The sequence below is a fragment of the Streptomyces sp. NPDC091279 genome (assembly GCF_044757465.1).
Classification (GTDB): domain Bacteria; phylum Actinomycetota; class Actinomycetes; order Streptomycetales; family Streptomycetaceae; genus Streptomyces.
This window is the reverse complement of the sequence record NZ_JBIVVA010000006.1, coordinates 76743-93736: the sequence shown is the minus strand read 5'-3', so window position 1 is coordinate 93736 and position 16994 is coordinate 76743. Positions and strand designations below refer to the sequence as shown.

At 72.2% G+C, this 16994-nt stretch carries 14 protein-coding genes; 6 read left to right on the top strand and 8 right to left on the bottom strand.

Annotated elements, in window-relative coordinates:
* The first annotated feature begins 506 nt into the window (after positions 1-506).
* The 3 genes from ACIQOU_RS16580 to ACIQOU_RS16570 all read left to right on the top strand — a co-directional run bounded on the left by ACIQOU_RS16580 (position 507) and on the right by ACIQOU_RS16570 (position 5988).
* Positions 507-2150: a subtype B tannase gene (locus ACIQOU_RS16580; protein WP_401537426.1), complete on the top strand. Its 1644-nt coding sequence runs from the start codon at positions 507-509 to the stop codon at positions 2148-2150.
* A gap of 197 nt (positions 2151-2347) precedes the next feature.
* Complete coding sequence (locus tag ACIQOU_RS16575; protein WP_401537425.1) at positions 2348-3616, top strand: flavin-containing monooxygenase; 1269 nt, start codon at positions 2348-2350, stop codon at positions 3614-3616.
* 170 nt (positions 3617-3786) lie between these two features.
* The gene (locus ACIQOU_RS16570) at positions 3787-5988 is read left to right on the top strand and encodes an acetate--CoA ligase family protein (protein ID WP_401537424.1); all 2202 of its coding nucleotides are present in this window, start codon (positions 3787-3789) and stop codon (positions 5986-5988) included.
* An 84-nt stretch (positions 5989-6072) separates the two neighbouring features.
* On the opposite strand, the gene ACIQOU_RS16565 is transcribed toward ACIQOU_RS16570, so the two are convergent.
* From ACIQOU_RS16565 to ACIQOU_RS16550, 4 genes are all read right to left on the bottom strand, one after another.
* Positions 6073-6897: a transporter substrate-binding domain-containing protein gene (locus tag ACIQOU_RS16565; protein ID WP_401537423.1), complete on the bottom strand. Its 825-nt coding sequence runs from the start codon at positions 6895-6897 to the stop codon at positions 6073-6075.
* A gap of 267 nt (positions 6898-7164) precedes the next feature.
* Positions 7165-7413, bottom strand: coding sequence for an ankyrin repeat domain-containing protein (locus ACIQOU_RS16560; RefSeq protein WP_401537788.1), 249 nt, complete (start codon positions 7411-7413; stop codon positions 7165-7167).
* 35 nt (positions 7414-7448) lie between these two features.
* Entirely contained in the window at positions 7449-7598 is a 150-nt protein-coding gene (locus tag ACIQOU_RS16555; protein WP_401537422.1) for a hypothetical protein, read from the bottom strand.
* A 24-nt stretch (positions 7599-7622) separates the two neighbouring features.
* The gene (locus ACIQOU_RS16550) at positions 7623-8939 is read right to left on the bottom strand and encodes an MFS transporter (RefSeq protein WP_401537787.1); all 1317 of its coding nucleotides are present in this window, start codon (positions 8937-8939) and stop codon (positions 7623-7625) included.
* Between the two features lie 75 nt (positions 8940-9014).
* Between ACIQOU_RS16550 and ACIQOU_RS16545 the strand changes: the two genes are divergently transcribed.
* Complete coding sequence (locus tag ACIQOU_RS16545) at positions 9015-10064, top strand: GlxA family transcriptional regulator (protein WP_401537421.1); 1050 nt, start codon at positions 9015-9017, stop codon at positions 10062-10064.
* Positions 10065-10721: 657 nt separating this feature from the next.
* Here ACIQOU_RS16545 and ACIQOU_RS16540 read toward each other — a convergent pair.
* The 4 genes from ACIQOU_RS16540 to ACIQOU_RS16525 form a co-directional block, all read right to left on the bottom strand.
* The gene (locus ACIQOU_RS16540) at positions 10722-11198 is read right to left on the bottom strand and encodes an ATP-binding protein (RefSeq protein WP_401537786.1); all 477 of its coding nucleotides are present in this window, start codon (positions 11196-11198) and stop codon (positions 10722-10724) included.
* Positions 11199-11707: 509 nt separating this feature from the next.
* Positions 11708-12145, bottom strand: coding sequence for an acyl-CoA dehydrogenase family protein (locus ACIQOU_RS16535; protein ID WP_401537420.1), 438 nt, complete (start codon positions 12143-12145; stop codon positions 11708-11710).
* A gap of 626 nt (positions 12146-12771) precedes the next feature.
* Positions 12772-13284, bottom strand: coding sequence for an EF-hand domain-containing protein (locus tag ACIQOU_RS16530; RefSeq protein ID WP_401537419.1), 513 nt, complete (start codon positions 13282-13284; stop codon positions 12772-12774).
* Between the two features lie 276 nt (positions 13285-13560).
* Positions 13561-13935, bottom strand: a complete 375-nt coding sequence (locus tag ACIQOU_RS16525; RefSeq protein ID WP_401537418.1) for an STAS domain-containing protein — start codon at positions 13933-13935, stop codon at positions 13561-13563.
* Between the two features lie 458 nt (positions 13936-14393).
* Between ACIQOU_RS16525 and ACIQOU_RS16520 the strand changes: the two genes are divergently transcribed.
* Entirely contained in the window at positions 14394-14966 is a 573-nt protein-coding gene (locus ACIQOU_RS16520; RefSeq protein WP_401537417.1) for a sigma-70 family RNA polymerase sigma factor, read from the top strand.
* A 449-nt stretch (positions 14967-15415) separates the two neighbouring features.
* Positions 15416-16786, top strand: a complete 1371-nt coding sequence (locus ACIQOU_RS16515; RefSeq protein WP_401537785.1) for a zf-HC2 domain-containing protein — start codon at positions 15416-15418, stop codon at positions 16784-16786.
* Positions 16787-16994 lie beyond the last annotated feature (208 nt).

Sequence of the window (16994 nt, the reverse complement as noted above, 5' to 3'; positions counted from 1 at the left end):
CCCATTCAAGCTCGTTCCGCACAGGGCCCGTGCCCGATATTCCCCACCATGACCGGCGCACTCCGGCGCCAGAAACGCCCCCCTCTGTCACCCACCCGCCCCTCCCCCCACCCGGAGCACCGGCACCCCGCCCCGGAACGCCGCCCGCAGCTCCACCCCGGCCCGTCACACCCCTGGCGGAGTGCCGCGAGCGACTCGGCGCCGTCGCGGCAGATCGCATCCCGGAATCTGACTGTTGGTCAGGTCGGGCGGGATGCCGGGAGGGGTGCCAGAATCGGTCCCGGAAATCCCCGCCCCGACCCCCGCCCCGACCCCTCCGAACCGCGCTCCACCCACGCTCTGACCTGTGCCTCACCCGCGTTCTGCTTGTGCGGTGGCTGTGTGACGCCAGGGCCGCCTGTGGGTCCTCCGTGAATGACCGGCAGATTGTTGACGATTTTGTCTGGCGCTGGCTACGTTCACAGTCGCAAGGTCGGACGAGGCGTGAAAAGACGAGAGGCTCCACGGTGAAGCACAGGGCAATCAAGCGCAGGAACGTCGTCATAGGCATCGGCGCCACGGCGGGCGCGGCCGCGGTGGGCGGCATCGCCCTGAACGCGCAGGCCTCGTCCCCGACGTCCACGTCCTCCTCGTCGTCGTCCGACGTACTGGTGTTCGACCCGAAGGCGTACAAGAAGCTGTCGACGACGGTCACGGACACCGCCGGGACCAAGCACGCGGTGACGTACCACTTCTGGAAGGCGATCACCTATGTCGCCAAGCCGGTCGACGCCACGTACCAGTCGCTGATCGTGAGCGTGCCGGTCGAGATCGACGGCAAGGCGGTCGACGCCACCCACGCCCCGATCCTCTTCGCGAACTCCGTCGGCGGCTACATGCCGTCCTCCGTCGCGGACGCGACCGGTGTCGGCGGCGGGTCGAGCATGGCCGGTGGCGGCGGCGGTGCCCCCAGCGGCGCGCCCTCGGCGTCCCCCTCCGCCTCGGCCTCCTCCTCGACGGCCCCGAACGCCAACGGTGACACCAACTCCACCGGCGGCGCCCTCAACACCAACCAGCTGCTGGCGCTGGCCGCCGGTTACGTCGTCATCGAGCCCGGCGCGCGCGGCCGCACCCTCAAGAACTCCGCCGGTGACTACTACGGCACCGCGCCCGCCGCGATCGTCGACCTCAAGGCCGCCGTGCGGTACGTGCGGGCCAACAAGGGGCGCATCCCCGGCAACACCGACCGGATCGTGTCGGCCGGAACGAGCGCGGGCGGCGCCCTCTCGTCGCTGCTCGGCGCGTCCGGCGACAGCCCGATCTACGCGAAGTACCTGAAGGAGCTGGGCGCGGCCGACGCCTCCGACGCGATCTTCGCGACCGGCGCCTGGTGCCCGATCACCGACCTGGAGCACGCCGACGGCGCCTACGAGTGGAACTGGGGCACCAACGACCTCAGCACCGGCAAGCAGGTCGACCAGACGGTGTCGAAGGCGCTGAAGGGGCAGTTCGCCGAGTACCAGGCCTCCCTCAAGCTGCGCGGCCTGAACGGCTTCGGGCCGCTCACCGCCCGCAACTACGACGCCTACATGGTCAAGCAGTACCTGGAGCCGTCGGCGACCACCTACCTCGCGGGCCTGTCCGACTCGGCGCGCAAGACCTACCTGGCCGCCAACACGTTCATCACGTGGGACGGCAAGAAGGCCACGTTCACCTGGGCGGACTTCCTCACCCACGTCGGCGCGCGCAAGAAGGACGCCCCCTCCTTCGACGCCTTCGACCTGTCGGCGGGCGAGAACAACGAGTTCGGCGCGGGCACCACGCTGGCCCGCCACTTCACGGCCTACGGCGCGAAGAACGACACAACGGGGCTCAGCAGCAAGCGCGTTGCCAGCGACATCCCCGCCAAGCTCGACCTGATGAACCCGATGTACCACCTGGTCGAGAAGGTCAACGGCAACCGCTCGAAGCACTGGTGGATTCGCCTCGGCACCAAGGACTCGGACACCTCGCTGACCGTCTCCGCCAACCTCGCCGCCCGCCTGGACAACCTCGGCGACGACGTCAACCACCTCTACTACTGGGACCAGGGCCACGGTTCCAACACCGACCCGGCGGACTTCATCACCTGGATCGCCAAGGTCACGGGCTACAAGGGCCGCCAGAAGTAACGGCAGTTCGAACGAGGCCCACGTCAACGGCGTTCCCCGCAGCGGAAGTTGCAGCGGGGGGCGCCGCTCGCGTGAGCGCCCCTGGCTGGGGCGCCGCGGGCCGGCCGGGTCCGGTGTGCCCCCAGGCGTGATCAATCCGCAACGCATTCCCGGCTTGACCGAGACCCATCAAGCGCACGTGTGATTACGCTCGCGCTATGGCCGACTCCACAGCGTCCGCACAAGCAGCCGCACCCGCCGCAGGACTCAAGCAGGCCGACCGCCCCGTGTACGTCATCGGCGGCGGACCCGGCGGACTCGCCGTCGCGTACACGTTGCGCGCGCGGGGCGTGCGGGCCGTCGTGCTGGAGCGGTCGGACGGCGTCGGCGCGTCCTGGCGCGGCCACTACGACCGGCTGCGCCTGCACACCACCCGGCGCCTGTCGGCCCTGCCGGGTCTCGCGATGCCGCGCCGGTTCGGGCGCTGGGTGGCCCGCGACAACGTCGTCCGGTACCTGGAGAAGTACGCCGAGCACCACGAGCTGGAGATCGTCACCGGCGTCGAGGTCTCCCGCGTGGAGCGTGCCGCCGACGGCGAGGGCTGGCTGCTGCACGCCACCGGCGGACGTGAGCTGACCGGCTCCGCGGTCGTCGTCGCCACCGGCTTCAACCACACCCCCCGCCTGCCCGACTGGCCTCAACTCGACGAGTACACCGGTGAGTTGATCCACGCGGGCGCGTACCGCAACGCGCTGCCGTACGCGGGGCGTGACGTCCTGGTCGTCGGCATCGGCAACACCGGCGCCGAGATAGCCGTCGACCTGGTGGAGGGCGGGGCCGCGCGGGTGCGGCTCGCGGTGCGCACCGTCCCGCACCTCATGCGGCGTTCGACGGCGGGTTGGGCCGCGCAGTACTCCAGCGTGCTGGTGCGGCGGCTGCCGGTGTGGCTCGTCGACCGGCTGGCCCGCCCGGTGGCCCGCGTCAGCGTCCCCGACCTCACCGCGCACGGCCTGCCCCGCCCCGCCACCGGCCTCTACAGCCGGGTCAAGCAGGGCGCGGTGCCGGTCCTCGACGTCGGTCTCATCGCCGCCGTCCGCTCGGGCGCCGTCGAGATCGTGGCCGCTGTCGACGCCTTCGAGGACGGCAAGGTCAAGCTCGCCGACGGCACCCTTCTGTCGCCGGACGCGGTGATCGCGGCCACCGGATACGCGCGGGGCCTGGAGACGCTCGTCGGCCATCTCGACGTTCTCGACGGGCGGGGGCGGCCCCGCGCGCACGGGCCACGGACCTCGGCTCAGGCCCCGGGACTGCACTTCACCGGGTTCACCAACCCGATCAGCGGAAATCTGCGGGAGTTGGGGATCGACGCGGAGAAGATCGCGAAAGCGGTGGTGCGGGAACAGACCCGGGCGGCGGCGCGGGCCCGCAAGCAGGAGAGGAAACAGGACAGGAAGCAGGAGAGAAAGCAGGAGCGGAAGCGCGCCTAGCCGGTCGGGGAGCCCGCCTCCCGCCCGTAGCGGGACAAGAGGAGCAACTCCCGTACCCCGCAGGCCACTTCCCGTGGGACTTTGCGTGCACGACCGTTCCTGAGACGTTGCCCGTTCAGTAACCTGACAGAGCGTCAGGCAGTGGCTGTCTCACAGGAGCGGGCGGACCGATGCTTGGATCAACCCACGGCACCCTCACCACCGATCCCCGCCGGGCCCGGGTCATCGCCTGTGGCGAGCACGCCGGGCCCGCCGTCCACGGCAGACCGGCCGACGCCGACGATCTCGACGTCAGCGGCCGCCCCCTGCACGCCGACGTGCCCGACCTGGACCGTCTCTTCCGGCCCCGAGCCGTCGCCGTCGTCGGCGCCTCGGACGTCGAGGGCCGGCCGAACGCCGGTGTCACCCGGCAGTTGGCGTCCTGGGCCGAACGGGTCGGCGCCCGGCTGCACCCGGTGCATCCCACCCGCCCGGCCGTCTTCGGCGTCCCCTGCGTCCCGTCCGTCGCCGACCTGCCCGAACAGGTCGACCTGGCCGTTGTGTTGGTCGCCGACCCGGTGCCGGTGATCGAGCGGCTCGCGGAGGCGAAGGTGCCGTTCGTGGTCGTCCTCGCGGCCGGTCTCGCGGGGACCGGCGCCGAGGGCAGGGCCGCCCGGGACCGGCTGGCGGCGGCCGTAAAGGGCACCGGGACACGGCTGTTGGGGCCCCACGCCGACCTGAACGCCTTCGACCTGAACGCCTTCGCAGGGTTCCGCGACGACCTCGACGGACCGGCGATCGCGCTGATCACCCGGTCGGGTCACGAGGGCCACCCGGTCCTCGCCCTCCCAGAACTCGGCGTCCGCGTCTCCCACTGGGCGCCCACCGGCGACGAAGTCGACCTGGAGAGCGCCGACTTCCTCTCCTACTTCGCCGAACAGCCCGAGGTCGGCGCCATCGCCTGCGGTGTCGAGGGCCTCAAGGACGGCCGCGCCTTCCTGCTCGCCGCCGACCGGGCCGCCCGGCGCGGGGTACCGGTCGTCGCCGTCAGGGCCGGCCGCACCGAGTCCGGGGCGGACGCCGTGGTGGACGCGGCCATGCGGCAGTTCGGCGTGATCCGGGTCGACGGCCTCGACGAACTCCAGGACACCGCAGCCCTGTTGGCCCGCGCCAGGCCACCGCGCGCCGACGGCGTCGTCGTCTACTCCGGCTCCGTCGGCACCGGCGCCCACACCGCCGACCTCGCCACCGGGTCCGGCCTCACCCTGCCCACCCTCTCCGCCGCCAAGCAGACCGAGCTGCACCAGTGGATACCCGGCCACCTGAACGTCGCCAACCCCGTCGTCGACGGCGGACGTCCGGCCGGTGACGCCCGGGGCCGGAAGATCATCGACGCGATCCTCGACGACCCGTCGGTGGGCGTGCTGATCTGCCCGGTCACCGGCCCCTTCCCGCCGTTCAGCGACCGGCTGGTGCGGGACCTGGTGGACGCGGCCGAGCGGACCGACAAGCTGGTGTGTGTGGTGTGGGGGTCGCCGGTGGGCACCGAACTCGCCTACCGCGACGTCCTGTTGGGCTCCTCCAGAGTGGCGACGTTCCGCACGGTCGGCAACTGCGTGCGTGCCGTCCGCGCCTATCTCGCCCAGCACCGCTTCACGGCCGCCTACCGCTCCCCCTTCGACGACGCCCCGCGCACCCCGTCCCCCTCCTTCCGCAAGGCCCGCGCGCTGCTCCACCCCGGCCAGCAGCTGAGCGAGCACGCCGCCAAGCAACTCCTGCGCGCCTACGGCATCCGGGTGCCGCGCGAGCAGTTGGTGACCAGCGCGGCGGCGGCCGTGCGCGCGGCCGGTCTGGTCGGCTACCCGGTGGTGATGAAGGCGTCCGGTGCGCGGGTCGCCCACAAGACGGAGTTCGGCCTGCTGAAGGTCGGTCTCACCTCGGCCAGTCAAGTTCGCGATGCCTACCGGGAGTTGACGGACATCGCACGGTACGAGGGGATCGCCCTGGACGGCGTCCTGGTCTGCCAGATGGTCGGGCGGGGCGTCGAGATGGTCGTCGGTGTCACGCACGACGCGTTGTTCGGGCCGACGGTGACGGTCGGGCTCGGCGGGGACCTGGCCGAGGTGTTGCGGGACACGGCGGTGCGGGTGCCGCCGTTCGGCGAGGACGAGGCCCGGCGCCTCCTGGGGGACCTGCGCGGACGGGCGGTGCTCGACGGGGTGCGCGGGCGGGCACCGGCCGATGTGGACGCCCTCGTCGAGGTGATCCTGCGGGTTCAGCGCCTCGCCCTCGAACTCGGTGCAGATCTCGCCGAGTTGGACATCGACCCGCTGCTGGTGCTGCCCCAGGGACAGGGCGCGGTGGCGCTGGACGCGCTGGTGGTGTGCCGATGAAGACCCCGGTGCACCACCGGATCGCCGGCCCGGTCGCCCCCGTCGCCCTGGACCGCCCCCGAGCACCTGCCCCTGATGGCGGGCTCAGCCTTCCCAGGGCTTGGCGTACCCCGCGTACGTGCCGTCGTTGGTCGTCAGGTGCACCCACTGGTCGACGTACTCCTTGAACTCCGCGTCACCGCGCGGCAGAAGGTACGCCTTCTCGACGAAGTTGAAGGGCTTGTCCGGGTGGATCGCGCAGAGTTCGGGGTGCAGCTTGGCCTGGTACTTGGTCTCGCTGGCGTCCGTGATCATCACGTCCGCGCGGCCCGCGACGATCTCGTCGAAGATCGTGGTGTTGTCCGTGTGGGTGATGAGGGTCGCCTTGTGGATGTTGGCCTTGGCGAACGCCTCGTTCGTCCCGCCGGGGTTGACGATGACCCGCACACCGGCCTGGTCGATGGCGGCCAGGGACTGGTACTTGTCCTTGTCCTCGCAGCGCGCGATCGCGGACTTGCCGTCGACGAGGTACGGGGCGCTGAAGTACGCCTGCCGCGCCCGGGCCAGCGTGACGGAGACGCCGCCCATCGCGATGTCGCACTTGCCCGCGGTGAAGTCGTCCATCAACTTGGCCCAGGTGGTGGCCACGAAGTCGGGCTTCGCGTCCAGGCCGGCCGCGAGGTTCTTGGCCATGTCGATGTCGATGCCGGTGTACGACTTGGTGGTCGGGTCGAGGTAGCTGAACGGCCGGTAGTCGCCCGTGGTGCACACCCGCAGCGTGCCGCGCTCGGGGACCGTGTCCAGCAACGTCCCGAGGGTGGAACGGTGCGCCGAGGTCCGGCCGGGCTGCGACTGGGTGGCGTACGCGGTACCGCCGACGGTGACGACCAGGGCGAGAGCAAGAGCGCTCAGGGCAGTCCTACGATGCATGACTTCCTTGTTCCTACCGTGAGGGGGGGTGAACGGGGGGGTGAACGGGGGGAGTGAAGGGAGGGGAGTGAACGGAGGGAGGGAGTAAATAGGGAGCGGAGTGAGGGGGCGGGGCGAGGGGGGTCCGGAGTGAGGGGGAGCGCGGAGTGGGGGTGGTGCGGAGTGAGGGTGGTGCGGAGTGAGGGTGGTGCGCTCCGGCGCGTTCAGCCCGGCCGCGCGACCAATCCTGTCATTTCGGCCACGCCGGCACGACTCCCGTCCCACCCCTTAACACGCCCCGGGAAACTGAACGTTGCCGACAGCCACGGCCCACTCCACCGCCGTTCGCCCCGCGCCCCGATCCTCGCGGGCCTCGGGGTCCGCCCCGTAAGCCCGTAGTACCCGCACTGTTTCAACGTGTCCCCAGCAGGCCGCCGCGCACAGCGGCAGGCCTTCCGAACCGGCGCCGGCGCTCTCCCGGTCGGGGTCGGCCCCGGCCTTGAGGAGCAGGGCGACGACCTCGGGCTCGCCGTTCACAGGCGCCGACCCGTAGGGGTACGGCCCCGTCAGGGTCACACCCCTACGGGTCGGCACCCGCCCGCAGCAGAACCGCCGTTCGAGCAGAACCGCCGTTCAAGCCGGGCTGCCGTTCGCGCCGGGTCGCCCGAGACGATCGCGGCGAACAGGTGCCGGGTGAGCTTCTTGCGTCGTCTGTGGTGCACGGTCGGCGACCGTAGCGGACGGCGTCAGGCCACGGCCGCCCCGGCGCCCGACGCCACCGGCCTGCGGCGTATCACCAACGCCATCAGGGCCGCCGCCGCGCACAGCGCACCGGACGCGTACCAGACCAGGTCGTAGGAGCCGAAGACGTCACGGGCCAGACCACCGAGGAACGCGACCACGGCGGCGCCGAGTTGGTGCGAGGCGAGCACCCAGCCGAAGACGATCGCGCTGTCGTCCCCGAACTGTTCGCGGCAGAGTGCGACGGTCGGCGGGACCGTGGCGACCCAGTCGAGGCCGTAGAAGACGATGAAGAACAGCATCGGCGGATGGACGCTCGGCGCCAGCAGCATCGGCAGGAACAGCAGCGATATGCCGCGCAGGGCGTAGTAGACGGCGAGCAGGCGGCGCGGTTCGAGGCGGTCGGTGAACCAGCCGGAGGCGATCGTGCCGACGACGTCGAACACGCCGATCACCGCGAGCAGCGAGGCCGCCGCGGTGATCGGCATGCCGTGGTCGTGCGCGGCGGGCACGAAGTGGGTCTGTATCAGACCGTTCGTGGAGGCACCGCAGATCGCGAACGTCCCGGCGAGCAGCCAGAACGTGCCGGTGCGGGAGGCGGTGGCCAGCACCGTCACCGCACGCCGGGCGGCCCCCTTGGCGGGCGGCGGCTTCGGCACGAACTCCGTTGCCCCGTAAGGCTTCAGGCCTACGTCCGCCGGGTGGTCGCGCAGCAGCAGCCAGACGAACGGCACGACCGCGAGGGCGGCGAGCGCGACCGTCACCGCCGCCGGGCGCCAGTCGTGCGTCTCGACGATCCACGACAGCACCGGCAGGAAGATCAACTGGCCGGACGCGGAGGCCGCCGTGAGGATGCCGGTGACCAGTCCGCGCCGCGCGGTGAACCAGCGGTCGGTGACCGTCGCCGCGAACGCCAGCGCCATCGAACCCGACCCGAGCCCCACCAACAGGCCCCAGCAGAGCAGGAGTTGCCACGCCGAGTCCATCCATACGGTGGCCCCGGCGCCGACCGCGATGACGGTCAGCGCGACGGCGACGACCCGCCGGATGCCGAACCGGTCCATCAGCGCCGCCGCGAACGGCGCGGTGAGCCCGTACAGCGCGAGGTTGAGCGAGACGGCCGCGCCGATCGTGCCGCGCGACCAGCCGAACTCCTGGTGCAACGGATCGATGAGCAGCCCGGGCAGCGACCGGAACGCGGCGGCGCCGACGATCGTCACGAACGTGACGACCGCGACGAACCACGCCCGGTGGACGCGGCGTGACGTTTCGCCGCCGGTCGCCTCTCGGCCGACCGCGAGCTCGGAGTCCTCTGTCTTGATCACGCCATAGAGCTTCCGATCCGGACGCCCCGCAAAACGAGTGGCCTGAAAGCCAGCCTTCGCTAGGATCGGGCCATGAGCCACGCACCGGAGACCTCCGGCACCCGCGAGCCCCCTGACCACCCGGAGCACCGCCCGCACCGGGTCGTCGTTCTCGCGCTCGACGGCCTGCTCCCCTTCGAGCTGGGCATCCCGCACCGGATCTTCGGCCGCCCCACGGACTCCGCGGGCCGGCCGCTGTACGAGGTGCTCACCTGCTCGGTGCGCGCGCCGGGACTGGTCGAGACCGACGCCGACTTCGCCGTGCACGTACCCCACGGCCCCGAGGCGCTGACCGGCGCCGACACCGTCGTCGTCCCGGCCTCCTACCGGCTAGGCCCGGTCTCCAAGGAGGGCGTCCTCACCCCCGAACTGGCCGCCGCCCTCGCCCGGATCACCCCCGGCACCCGCCTCGCCGCCATCTGCAACGGCGGTTACGTGCTGGCCGCCGCCGGGCTCCTCGACGGGCGTCCGGCGACCGCGCACTGGGCCGACGCCGAGCACTTCCAGCGCCTGTTCCCGCTCGTCGACGTCGATCCGGACGTGCTGTTCATCGACGACGGTGACGTCCTGACCTCCGCCGGGGTCGCGGCCGGTATCGATCTGTGCCTGCACATCGTCCGCCGCGACCACGGCACGGCCGTCGCCAACGACATCGCCCGCCGCACGGTGGTCCCGCCGCACCGCGACGGCGGCCAGGCCCAGTACATCCAACGTCCGCTGCCCGCACCCCAGTCGGCGACCACGACCGCCGCCCGCGCCTGGGCCCTCGGCAGCCTCCACGAGCCGATCCAGCTGCGGGACATGGCCGCGCGGGAGTCGATGTCGGTGCGCACCTTCACCCGCCGGTTCCGCGAGGAGGTCGGCGTCAGCCCCGGCCAGTGGCTCACCCGGCAACGCGTGGAACGGGCCCGACAGCTCCTGGAATCAAGCGACTTGACGGTGGATCAGATCACGAGGGACTGCGGCTTCGGCTCGGCCCAGTCGATGCGCCAGCACCTCCAGGCGGCCCTGGGGGTGACGCCGACGGCCTACCGACGGACGTTCCAGTCGAGCACCAACACCGGGGAACGGCAAGGCCGTTGAGCAGGTGAGAACCACGCGGTCCGCCGGGCCCCGCTCGCCCCGCACCGCAACCGGGACTGGAACCTCGAAAAGTTGTCCACAGCCTGTGGAGAAACGGGAACGCGCGCCTCACTGCTCTCCGCGAGCCCAGAACGGCTCGTCGGCGCGCCCGGCGCCCCGCTGTTATCGGTGCCACCAGTGGCCATCTTCCGGCGGGCGGGTGCCGTGGCGTCGGACGGAGGGCGGCGCGCCGTCGACCGGCCCGAGCACGGGACCGCGCGCCGCCGTCCGACTCGGCGTACCCGCCCCGGGTCCCCTGCCCCCCTGAGAGGACCTGCGCCGAATCACGACCCACACTCGCCGAGGGCTCCCGTCACCGAAACCCTCGCCGTCCCCTCGCGGCGAATCGCTGACCCCCAGCGTGTTCAACCGGTCACGACGCGTCAACAGCCGTTCAGAGATTCATCACTCAAGCCCGGATCACGACGGGCGCGCACGGAAGCACAACCCGGCGCACCGAGCCCCGCGACGCACGAGCCCGCCCAAGCCCCGCCCACCTGACACCCGTTGGCACAAGCAGCCCCAACAGCACCCGGGATACCCGTAGTACCCGTAGGCCCCGGGCACTCCCGGCCGCACCACCCGGCGCCACCGCCCGGCCGCACCACCGGGTCGCCGTCAGACCGCCTCGAACGTCAGCCCCTCGTACACCGGCAGCCCGCCCCCGCAGGAGCGCGCGGCCTGGTTCGGCTTGTCGCAGCGGTCGAGTTCGCACCAGATGCGCTTGCCGGCGCCCTCGGGGCTCCAGCCCCAGCGGTCGGCGAGCCCGTCGACGAGGGCCAGGCCCCGGCCGCCGGTCGCGTCGCCGTCCACGCAGCGGGGCACCGGCGCCCGGCCGCTGGCGTCAGCGACCTCCAGCCGGACGACCGCGGCCGCCCCCGCCGCCGACTCCGCCGCCGCGCCGCTCATCGAGAGCCGCAGCACCGCCGGGCACCCGGTATGCACCACCGCGTTGGTCACCAGCTCGGAGACGAGCAGGACCAGCGTCTCAGCGAGCGCCTCGTCGCCCTCTATCCCGCACCCCGCGAGACGAGAACGGGCCCACCGCCGGGCCCGCCCCACCTCGGCGGGGTCGGGCCGGATCTCCAGTTGCACTTGAAGCACCTGCACCGCTCACACCATCCGAACCGGCGGACACATGACCTCGCGCCGCGCACTTGTCGCGTCGGGGGCCACGATCGTAGCCATTTTCTGCATGGCCAGAACAACAGCCAGAGCAGGGGTCACGGAACGTGAATCCCTGACGACACAGCATGGTTGACTAACAGTCACCTCAACAAGCGCTTCGGGCATATTCCCGCGCGAAGGAGTACCCGTACGGCATACTGTGCGACGCTCATCGAGGACAGTCGAACAGGCGAGGGCCGTCGCCCGTACCGCCCTGCGAGCCCCGGTGCGCACCGCCGGTGCCGGAGTCACCCCACTGGCAACACCGGCAACGCTCGTGCTCGGAACCACTCGCATCCCACCCAAGGTACCCGAGCCCCCCTCGACTGCGGGCGGTGACCGGTCATCCCGAGGACATCGCCCGATACCCACGCTCAGTAGTTCCCCCGCGCCACGATCCGCGACACCTCTGGGGAACGACCCCGAAGCGGGACTTCTCAGGCGGCCAGGTCGGCCGCGAACCCCTCCCCGGCGCCCGGCCCGCACCCAGACGGACTCCCAGGTGAAGCCATGCCGCCGAGCACCCGGAGCCGGCCGCGGGCGCCGCGCACGGCGGTTCGGGCGGTCCCGGCATGCTCGACGGCTTGGAACGAGCCGTTCGAACGCCCGAACTGCTGCCGTTGCCGGGCGTGTTGCACCGCCAACTCGCACACACGCCCGGCGATGCCCAGGTGTTCGGCACGCCGAGCAGAACGACAACGGCGTCCACGCCCACCCCGACACAGCCAGTGCAACGACGTCGACGGATCAACCACCCGCAACGGCACCGCCCCGCCCACTCCCGCCCGGACGACGACCTCGTCCTCGGCGGCGAGGCAGGGGGCGTTCAACGGGCCGCCCAGCAGGCCCCGTCCGGCCTCCACGGAGACCAACACCGCTCCCGACAGCCCGAGTCCGACCCCGCGTCGCCAACTCCCGCCACAACACCCGTTCCAGGCACGGCCGTTCGATACCCCGGCGCAGGACGTCGGGCCCGAACAGCCGGTCGAGCAGCTCCCGCAGGGAGACGGCACCGCCCGCCCTCACTCTGGCCCGCCTCGGCGGCGTTCTCCCGGGGCCGTGAAGTCACCTTCGCACCAAGGGAGTCGACGGCGGAACACCTCGCGGTGCCGGGGGCCTGGCGGTACTGTTCGAGCGCTTCGCGTTGCCGGGCGCGCGGGGCGAGTAGCGACGGTACAGGGGGCCGACGGCGGGCGGATCGTCGGCGTGCTGCTCGATATTCCTCGCTCGCCGAGCAGGGCAAGTGCCTCTGGGAGAAGGGGGTTCCGACGTTGCGGCTCCTCGTGGGCAGGGAGGAGCCGAGCGGGCCGCCGAGGTCTTCGGCGAGTTGGTGTGCGCGGTGGTCGAACGGGCGCCGGGGGCAGAGCCGTTGACGCACCTGCGCGCGGGTCAGGCGACGCGCGCACCGCCGGAGCGGCTTGAGGTGGTGGACGCCTTGCCGTGCAACGGCAGCCTGCGCGAGGTCCTCAAGTACCGGCTGCGGGACGGCTGTTCGGGACCGTCACTCCGGGACCGTGAAGTAGCGGGCGAACGCCGAGATGATCTCCGGCTCGCCGACCCGGCCGTCGCCGTCCGCGTCCAGGGCCGTCGCGACCGAGCGGGCCACCTCCTCGGGGACGTGGAAGACGCGCAGCACGCGCGCGATGTCGCTCACCGTCGCATGGCCGTCGGGACCGGTGGCGACGGCGTCGAGGGCCGCGTGCAGGAAGGGGCGGGCGATCTCCGCGAACCGGTCCGGGTTGTCGCGCAGCCGCTTGACCGCGCCGGTGACGAACTCCTCGCGCGAGATGCGCTGGTCGCCGTCCCGGTCCGCGATCCCGGCCATGCCCTGCCAGAACGCCTCCGCGCCCGCGTACAGCGCCTGCCCCCGGTCGGAGCGGGCCCGCACGTCGAACTCGGCGAGCAGCGACTTGGCGGCGCCGCTGAAGTCCTCGCGGTCGATGGAGCCGTTGCCGTCCTGGTCGAAGGTGGCGAACCGGGCGGCGATCCTGCGCTCGTACTCGCTGCTGACCATGTTCTCTCGGACCGCCTCACGTCATGTCGGGTTCATCTGGGACGGAGCGTACGACGCGCCGTGCCCGGCGGCAGCGGGAACGGCGGGCTTGTACCGGGACCGGGGAGATTCCGGTACGACAATGTGGCAGAGGGGTGGCGGAGACCGCCGTACGCGCGTCGTGATCAAGCCGACCCTGAGACCGACCGAGACCGACCCCGAGCCCAGCCCGGAGGCCGACCCGGGAATCACCCTCAGCCGGAATCCACCCCTCATACGAACGCCTGGGACCCGCCGTCAGGCGGACAGCGGGTCGGCCTCCTCGGAGACGGCCGCCTCCAGGTCGGGGTAGACGTCGAAGAGCCGGCGCACGCCCAGCGCGCCGAGGACCCGGTTGACGTGCGAGCCGTCGTCCGCGCCCCGGGCGGGCAGGATCAGCCGCAGCCGACCCTGGCAGGAGCGGATCAGTCTGCGCGAGGCGATCAGCACACCCACCCCGCTGGAGTCGCAGAAGAAGACGTCGGAGAGGTCGAGGACGAGGCCGTGCCGGCCCTCGGCCACCGCGTCGTGGACCCGTTGGCGCAGGGCCGGTGACGTCACCAGGTCAAGTTCGCCCGACACCTGGAGCACGGTCCATTCGCCCTGCTCGTCGCCGGTCACATAGAACGCCACACCATGCCCTTCACTCGCCGGGCCCCCGCGATCCGGAAGCCGTTCCTTCGCTTCCTTCGCTTCCTTCGCTTCCTTTCAGCGCGGCTGCCCAGCGGCCGTTCCCTGAAACCCGTCGAGAAAAACGGAAACCGGGAGAAGGAGGCTTGTTTTCGTCGGCTTCGATCCTGTTCGATCGGGAACCGGACACGTTCCGCCGAAAATGGGGCAGACACTCGAACGAGAGCGATCAATCGCACGTACCGAGCCATACAAACGCCCTCCCGGTCCCGTACAAGGAGTGAGTAAGCGCACATATCACCTGTGAGCTATCAGGGGGCACGCATTGCCACAAAGAGACGTGCGTTGTCAGACCCGCCGACTACATTCGGGAGGACGGTGGCGGCGGGCCGGGCACGGGCAGGCGCGGGCCCCAGCAGGTGACAGGCACAGGCAGGCACAGACGCAGAAGAGGTGGCCGCATGCTGAAGAAGGACGCGCCGCCGCGCTGGGACCGCAGGATGCAGCAGCGGCTCGCGCGGGCAGAGGCGGCGGCCCTCGGTGAGCTGTACGACCGGTACGCCTCGCTCGTGCACGGCCTCGCCCATCGCGTCCTCGACGACGAGGAGGCCGCCGACAGCATCACCCGGGACGTGTTCGCGCACGTCTGGGAGCACCCCGAGGCGTACGACGCCAAGCAGGGACCGTTGCGCACCTGGCTGGCCGCGCTGACCCAGCGGTTCGCCGTGCAGCGGCTGCGCGCGACCGGGACCGCCGCCCTCGCCCAGGGCGCCGGCGGCTCCCCCGAGGAGCTGGAGCGCCGGGTGCGGCACGCCTCGGTCGCCGCCCGCGCGGACTACATCGTCACCTCCATGCCCACCCCGCTGCGCGCGGCCCTCGACCTGGCCTACTTCCAGCGCCGCGACTACCGCCAGACCGCCGCCGACCTCGGCGTCACGGAGGACGAGGCCCGCCGTCGCCTCCGCCTCGGCCTCCAGCTCCTGTCCACGGCCCACGACATAGGCACCCCGCCGGCACACGGCGGCACCGCATGACCGGCCAGAGCGGCCCGAACCGCTCCGAGCCGTACGACGGGGGCGACGCAGGGGGAGGCGAGCAGCACGGACACGCCAGCGAACGACGGGTCGGCAGCCAACGGGAGTACGGGCAACACCCCACCCCGAAGGCCAACACCACCCCACCCGGGAACGACACGGGCGACGAGGATGCCAACGACACCGGGACCGGGTGGGCCGACTGCGCCGGGGGCGACGGGGCGGACGGCTCCGGGTCCGGCTTCGGTGATGGGACGGTCAGCGGGGCGTGGGGCGGGGTGCCCTGGGACGGGGAGCTTGCGGGCGACGGGGAGTCCGACGGGCGGGGCGACGGGGCGGACGGCTCCGGGTCCGACTCCGGGTTCGACTCCGGCTCCGGGGACGGGGATTGGACGGTTGGCGGGGCTGGGGGCTGGGCGTCCTGGGCCGAGGGGCGTGGGGGCGACGGGGTGTCCGGCGGGCCGGGCGAGGGGGCGGGGGATGCCTCCGAGGAGGCCGGTGCCGGTGGGAGCGGTGGTGCGTCGGATGTCTCCGGCGGCTTGGGGGGATGGGGTGGCTCGGGTGACGGGCGCGGTGACGCCGGGCAGGACGCGGGGTCGGCGGTCGGGGGTCCCGTTCGGATACCGATGCCACGGGTCTCCGTCGAGGACCGGGAGGGACCGTTGCCCGCGCTTACCGAGTTCACGCCGGTGCCGGCGACGCTCGTGCTGGCGCACCCCGTGCTGAAGGCGCTGCTCGGGGCGTGGGCGCTGGCCGCCTGTTCACCGGAGGAGACGGCCGCCGTCGAGGAACACCTCGGTGGCTGCGGGCCCTGCGCGGACGAGGCGCGGCGGCTGCGGGAGGCCGTCGGTCTGCTGCACCCCTCGGAGAGCCTCGATGTGGACCCCGGCCTGCGGACCCGGGTCCTGGCGAGCTGCCTCGACCGGCGCCCGCCGCGTATCCCGGTGCCCGACTGGGCCACCCCGTACGACGCCGAGACCGCCCGCCTCGACGCGCTGATCCAGGACATCGGGGACGCGGACTGGCACGCGCCCGTGCGGCTGCGGTGGTTCGAGGACGACGACGCGGCGAGTCGGCGTACCACCGTCGCCGGGGTCATCTCCCATCTGCTGTCGGTCGACGGGCTGGTCGCGGTCGCCCTCGGGCTCGATGACCCGCTGGGCGACGTCGACGTGCCCGTCGAATCACCGGCCGCCCGGACGGAGGCGTACTGGCGGGCCTCGCATCTGCCGCCGACGCGGGCGGTGCGGGGGCCCTGGCGGGCGCAGAGCCACGATCTCGTGCGGACGGTGTCCTTCGCGGGGAGCGGGACCGGGTCGGCGCGGCTGCCGGTGTCCTACGGGGAGTTCTCGTTGCCGTTGCAGGACGCGATGGTGGACCGGGCGTTCGAGTGCTGGGTCCATGCGGAGGACATCGCGCTGGCCGTGGACTATCCCTACGATCCGCCGGCGCCTCGGCATCTGCATCGGATGGTCGATCTCGCGGCGCGGATGTTGCCGACGGTGCTGGCGGTTCGGCGGCGGGCGGGGCTCGCGTCTCCGGCGCACGGGCGGCATCTCGTCCCTGCGGGTGGGCCGGGGCGGACGTTGCGGCTGGAGATCGAGGGGTCGGGGGGTGGGGAGTGGATGATCCCGCTGGACTCGCCCGCGGCGACGGGGTCCGCCGAGTTCGAGGTGGCCCATATCGCCCTCGACGGGGTCGAGTTCTGCCGGTTGGCTGCGGGGCATGTGCCTCCCGGCGATGCTGCGGCGGGGCACATGGGGGATCGCGCGGCGATCAACGACGTCCTCTACGCAACAGCGTCACTGAGCCGCATGTAGCGCGGGACCGCTCAGCACAGTCCCCCGCACCCCTGCATGCGGTCCGGGGAGCCGCCCCCTGCCCCCGACGGCGTCGGGCTGCGCCCGGGTGGAGGGGGCACGCGAGGTGCATCGGCGGCTGCGGGTGCACGCCCCGTGCGGGGGTGCAAGGTGCAGCCGCGGCTGCGGGTGCGTGGGGGCTGGTCGCGCAGTTCCCCGCGCCCCTGGG

Coding starts and splice junctions, on each gene's coding strand:
- ACIQOU_RS16575 (WP_401537425.1), top strand. CDS start 2,348: ATGGCCGACTCCACAGCGTCCGCACAAGCAGCCGCACCCGCCGCAGGA.
- ACIQOU_RS16570 (WP_401537424.1), top strand. CDS start 3,787: ATGCTTGGATCAACCCACGGCACCCTCACCACCGATCCCCGCCGGGCC.
- ACIQOU_RS16565 (WP_401537423.1), bottom strand. CDS start 6,897: ATGCATCGTAGGACTGCCCTGAGCGCTCTTGCTCTCGCCCTGGTCGTC.
- ACIQOU_RS16545 (WP_401537421.1), top strand. CDS start 9,015: ATGAGCCACGCACCGGAGACCTCCGGCACCCGCGAGCCCCCTGACCAC.
- ACIQOU_RS16530 (WP_401537419.1), bottom strand. CDS start 13,284: ATGGTCAGCAGCGAGTACGAGCGCAGGATCGCCGCCCGGTTCGCCACC.
- ACIQOU_RS16520 (WP_401537417.1), top strand. CDS start 14,394: ATGCTGAAGAAGGACGCGCCGCCGCGCTGGGACCGCAGGATGCAGCAG.